The 5440-nt window shown below is 53.2% G+C and carries 4 protein-coding genes and 1 pseudogene; all 5 read left to right on the top strand.

Features of this window, described 5'->3' with window-relative positions; genetic code table 11:
* Nucleotides 1–334: pseudogene (locus tag QVP03_RS03140) on the top strand (hypothetical protein); the annotation flags it as partial.
* 143 nt (nucleotides 335–477) lie between these two features.
* A complete protein-coding gene (locus QVP03_RS03145) occupies nucleotides 478–774 on the top strand; it encodes a DUF4134 domain-containing protein (protein ID WP_014774763.1) in 297 nt (98 codons plus the stop codon).
* A gap of 617 nt (nucleotides 775–1391) precedes the next feature.
* Nucleotides 1392–3209 (top strand): reverse transcriptase domain-containing protein, encoded by a 1818-nt coding sequence (locus tag QVP03_RS03150; protein WP_256166587.1) that lies wholly within the window; start codon nucleotides 1392–1394, stop codon nucleotides 3207–3209.
* Nucleotides 3210–3211: 2 nt separating this feature from the next.
* A complete protein-coding gene (locus tag QVP03_RS03155) occupies nucleotides 3212–3595 on the top strand; it encodes a DUF4133 domain-containing protein (protein WP_256166586.1) in 384 nt (127 codons plus the stop codon).
* A 4-nt stretch (nucleotides 3596–3599) separates the two neighbouring features.
* The coding region (locus tag QVP03_RS03160) for a TraG family conjugative transposon ATPase (protein WP_288210619.1) at nucleotides 3600–5440 on the top strand (1841 nt) is incomplete at its 3' end.

Below are 5440 nucleotides of genomic sequence, written 5' to 3' on the forward strand. Positions count from 1 at the left end.
CGGACTGGAGCGGACTGGAGCGGACATCGGCACCGCCCCGGCAGGCGGAGACGCTATATTTGCCCCGGCTTCGGAAGAGAAGTCCGCGATGCAGGGGTGGAACACCCTTGTCGTGCGGGCCTCGATCGGCGAAGACGGCGAACTCTCGGAGCCCGAAGCGCCCGCCGGCGCCCGATTCCCGCTTCCGGCTCTCCCCGCCAGAGCAGAACTCCGTGACGCGGAGGTTCATGCGATGCTCGGAGAGCTGGACTTCGGAGAGAGCGCCGTCATGGGCGATGCCACGGCCGAGGAACGGCAGGCCATCGCCAACTTCGACATCCGGGCCTATGCTTAATTAAAAACGACCTACGACATGAAATGGAATAACGAATACGGCTGACGCCTTTTCCGCAGCAGGAAATACGATGTATCCGGTCGCAGAATGCTCCCAAAGCAGGCTGCGGCCTTTTTCACACCCTTAACCAAACTACTTGAACGATGAAAAAAAGAGCAATTTTCATGATTTTCTCCCTGTGCTCCGCACTCGCCTGCTTTGCACAGGGCAACGGCATGGCCGGCATCAGCGAGGCCACGAACATGGTAACGTCCTATTTCGACCCGCTCACGAAACTGATCTTCGCCGTCGCGGCAATCCTCGGACTGGTCGGCGGCGTGCGCGTCTACTCGAAATTCTCGTCGGGTGACCCGGACGCTTCGAAATCCGCCACGGCGCTGTTTCTCTCATGCGTCTTTCTGGTGATCGTCGGTACGGTCTTACGTTCGTTCTTCCTCTAAACGATGGCGGAATACCAAGTGAACAAGGGAGTCGGCCGTCAAGTCGAGTTTCAGGGCGCGCACGTAATGGTTCTTTGGCAAATGCGTCGATAGCAAGACGTTAGGCAAGTGTTCGATAGCCTATCATCGATCGGCTTATCCGAAAGGGAAACCGGACGGGGAGTATAGCCTGCCGATAAACTGATAAGTCATACAGTTACCAAGTATGCGACTGAATCAGGAGATGAAAGATAGATACGAGGATAAAGTCTGGATTGATTGAACGATAGTCCAAGTGGCACAACTCGAAACTGTGGCGGAAGGTAACTACAGACGCCATACTGTAACACACTCGATTCGACCTTGGAGGGTTGGGTGCAGAACAGGTTACAGCACAACTGCGATAAGCAGAAACGGGCGAAAGTCGTATCCGACAATCTATCAAAGCTATGTTGCCGAAGAATTAAACGTGTCTTGCCTAACCCGGCATGCCGAAAGGCTATTAGGTTTCAGACCTATGAAAATCTGGTATGGCAACGGAGCCACCGTAGTAGTCCGAGCGAGGGAAAGCCTCGTACATGGCGAAGGGTGGCAGCTAACATTTTTAATACAAATTAACGGATAATGTGTGAGACATTATGAGAAATCCAGAGAGAGTATTAAACAGTCTGTCAGAGCACAGCAAAGTTTCGAGCTACAAGTTTGAACGGCTCTACAGGGTTCTATTCAATTCGGAAATGTTTCTCCTCGCCTACCATAATATACAAGGTAGGCAGGGAAATATGACGGAAGGTTCCGACGGTAAAACTATCGACGGAATGAGCCTGAAACGGATTGAAAATTTGATTGATGCGCTCAAAGATGAGTCGTACCAACCAAAACCGGCAAGAAGGACGTACATCCCGAAGAAAAACGGGAACATGCGACCTCTCGGCATACCGTCTATCGACGACAAATTAGTGCAGGAGGTATTGCGAATGCTGTTGGAAGCAATTTATGAAGGTAGTTTTGAGAACACCTCGCACGGCTTCCGACCCAAACGCAGCTGCCACACCGCACTGATACAGGTGCAGAAGAATTTTACTGCGGCCAAGTGGTTTATCGAGGGCGACATTGAGGGATTCTTCGATAACATCAACCATGATGTACTTATCGGAATCTTGAAAGAACGTATCGCAGACGACCGCTTTTTCCGGCTAATGTGGAAATTTTTGAAAGCTGGCTACATCGAAGATTGGACATTTCATAGAACATACAGCGGAACACCGCAAGGTGGCATCATTAGCCCGATACTGGCTAATATCTATCTCGACAAGCTGGATAAGTACATGAAAGAGTATGCCTGTCAATTCGATAGAGGCGACAGACGGGCAATGAACCTTGAGTACAAACGGTATTCCAGGAAAATTTGGTGGCTCGGCACAAAACTGAAGCAAACCGAGGATAAAGATACTCGGAAGGAACTGATTGACGCGATTAAGCAACATCAGAAAAACAGGATGCACTTACCCTCTGTCGATGAAATGGACAAGGGATATAGACGGATTAAGTATGTGAGGTATGCCGATGATTTTATTATCGGAGTGATTGGCAGTAAATCGGACTGTGAGGCCATCAAAGAGGATATTAAGAATTTCCTCGACAAGAAACTGAAATTGACGCTCTCCGAAGAAAAGACCTTGATCACGCACGGCAATAGAAAGGCAAAATTCCTCGGCTATGAAATCTATGTCCGACCATTCACGGATAAGACGTTAAGAGGTGAGAAATCGGGAGTACTTATTAAGGCTTACGGCAAAAAGGTAGTGTTGGAAGTGCCAATGTCCACAATGCGGGATAAACTTCTCTACTACGAGGCGATGGAAATTCATCAATTCGAGGGTAAAGCGAAATGGAAACCCACAAGCCGGACAAAGTTGCTACATCTGGACGACCTCGAAATACTGGATGCTTATAACAGAGAAATCCGAGGTTTTGCAAACTATTTTTCTATCGCAAATAACAGTTCACACCTGAATTCTTTCAAGTACATCATGCAATACAGTCTGTATAAGACTTTTGCACGAAAGTACAGTACGACAGCCCGAAAGATTATCGCAAAGTATCGACATCACAAAGATTTTGCGGTTTTCTATGAGGACAAGAAAGGAGGAAAGAAGATGCGGGTATTCTTCAACGGGAGCTTTAAGCGTAAAACAACCGCGATGGACGCGAGTTGTGATTATGTAGCCAACACGATTTTCAATACCACTGTATCAAGCCTTATACAAAGGTTAAAAGCGGGTAAGTGTGAATTGTGTGGCGCAACGGAAAACATTGAAATACACCACGTCAAAAGACTCAAAGACTTAAAAGGCAAAGAGCCATGGAAAATCCAAATGATTGGACGTCAGAGAAAGACGTTAGCTGTATGTATTCCCTGTCACAACAAGATACATCACGGGATAATAGACTGAATATGTTAGTGGAGAGCCGTGTGCGCCGAGAGGTGCAAGCACGGTTCGGAGGCGAGTTCTTGGAAACCTACCGTAGAAATACGGCAAGGCACCGGGTTCTTAGCCTACGGCTCACAGCGCAGTACCTCGTGCTGTTCGTCGCAGGGCTTCTGGGCGTCTTCGTCTGCTTCGCCGGAATGTACATGAGCGGCGTCCCGCAGGGCTTCTGCATCCTCTTCGCCCTCACGGCCGGCCTTGCCGTCACGGGCGGCACCTTCTACCTGAGCCGCCGCTTCGGCCCCTACGGACTTCAAAAACTCATGGCCTCGCGCCGGTATCCGCGGCGCATCGTCCACCGCCGGGCCGTCGGGCGGCTGTTGCGCTTTCGTCGAACCATAAAATCATAAGTTTATGCGCGGAACCTTGAAAACCTCGACCTTGGAATCGAAATTCCCCTTGCTGCGGGTCGAGAACAACTGCATCATCTCCAAGTTCGCCGACATCACCGCGGCCTACCGCGTCTTGCTGCCCGAACTCTTCACCCTCACGGGCGAGGAGTACGAAGCGCTGCACGGTGCATGGCTCAAAGCCCTGAAGGTGCTGCCGGACTACACCGTCGTCCACAAACAGGACTTCTTCATCGAGGAGCGATACGAGACTCTGAACGACGGCTCCGAGCGGAGCTTTCTCGCGCGTTCCTACGAGCGTCATTTCAACGAGCGGCCCTACCTGCGCCACACGTGCTACCTGTTCGTTACGAAGACCACGCCCGAGCGGATGCGACAGACCAGTGCCTCGTCCGTGCTGTGCCGGGGCTTCATCGTCCCGCGGGAGATGCGCGACACGGATGCCGTGACGCGCTTTCTGGAAGCTGCGGAGCAGATGGAACGCATTCTGAACGATTCGGGCCTCGTGCGCGTCGAGCGGCTTACGGAAGCCGAGATCGTCGGCACGGCGGATGATGCGGGGCTGCTGGCCCGTTACTTCGCCCTCTCGGACGAACGGCTTCCGGTCGTAAACGAGGATATCCGTCTCGACCCGGGTGTGATGCGCATCGGGGACAAGTACCTCTCGATGCACACGCTCTCCGATCTGGACATGCTGCCGCAGAGCGTGGCGACGGATTTCCGCTACGAGCGCCTCTCGACCGACCGCTCGGACTGCCGGCTTTCCTTCGCGGCGCCCGTGGGGCTGCTGCTCTCCTGCAACCATGTCTACAATCAGGTGATCTTCCTCGACGACCACGACGAAACGCTCAAGCGTCTCGAAGCCTCGGCCCGGAACATGAACTCGCTGGCGGCCTATTCGCGCTCGAACGCCATCAACCGGGAGTGGATCGAAATGTATCTCAATGAGGCGCATTCGCAGGGGTTGCGCTCCGTACGCTGTCACTGCAACGTCATGGCGTGGGCCGAGAGCGAAGCGGAGTTGAAGCGCATCCGCAACGACGTGGGCTCGCAGCTCGCGCTGATGGGATGCACGCCGCATCACAACACGGTGGACATGCCGGTGCTGTTCTGGGCCGCGATTCCCGGCAACGAGGCCGACTTCCCTGCCGAAGAGAGTTTCTACACCTTCCTCGATCAGGCGCTCTGCCTTTTCAACGAGGAGACCAACTACCGCTCGTCGCTCTCGCCCTTCGGAATCAAGATGTCCGACCGCCTGTCGGGCATACCCCTCCATCTGGACATCTCGGACCTTCCGATGAAGCGCGGCGTCATTACGAATCGGAATAAATTTATCCTCGGGCCGTCGGGCTCGGGCAAGAGTTATCTGACGAACCATCTGGTTCGTCAGTACTGGGAGCAAGGAGCGCATATCCTGCTGGTCGATACGGGCAACTCCTACCAAGGGCTCTGCTCGCTGATTCACGCCAAGACTAAAGGCCGCGACGGGGTGTATTTCACCTACACCGAGGAGGCGCCCATCGCCTTCAATCCCTTTTATGTCGAAGACGGGGTGTACGACGTGGAAAAGCGCGAGTCGCTCAAGACGCTGCTGCTGACCCTTTGGAAACGGGAATCCGAGGAGCCGACACGCTCGGAGGAGGTAGCGCTCTCGAACGCCGTGAACCTCTACCTCTCGAAGCTCCGCGCCGACCGCTCCATCGTCCCCTCGTTCGATACCTTTTACGAGTTCGTCGAAACCGACTACCGGCGGCTTCTGGAGCAGAAGCGCGTGCGCGAGAAGGATTTCGACCTCGAAAATTTCCTGAACGTGCTGGAACCTTACTATAAGGGCGGCGAGTACGA

It is taken from the genome of Alistipes sp. CAG:29, from assembly GCF_000435435.1.
Classification (GTDB): domain Bacteria; phylum Bacteroidota; class Bacteroidia; order Bacteroidales; family Rikenellaceae; genus Alistipes; species Alistipes onderdonkii.

What these genes read in the sequence shown, in the direction of transcription:
- QVP03_RS03150 (WP_256166587.1), top strand. Translation starts at nt 1,392, where the DNA reads ATGAGAAATCCAGAGAGAGTATTAAACAGTCTGTCAGAGCACAGCAAA.
- QVP03_RS03155 (WP_256166586.1), top strand. Translation starts at nt 3,212, where the DNA reads ATGTTAGTGGAGAGCCGTGTGCGCCGAGAGGTGCAAGCACGGTTCGGA.
- QVP03_RS03145 (WP_014774763.1), top strand. Translation starts at nt 478, where the DNA reads ATGAAAAAAAGAGCAATTTTCATGATTTTCTCCCTGTGCTCCGCACTC.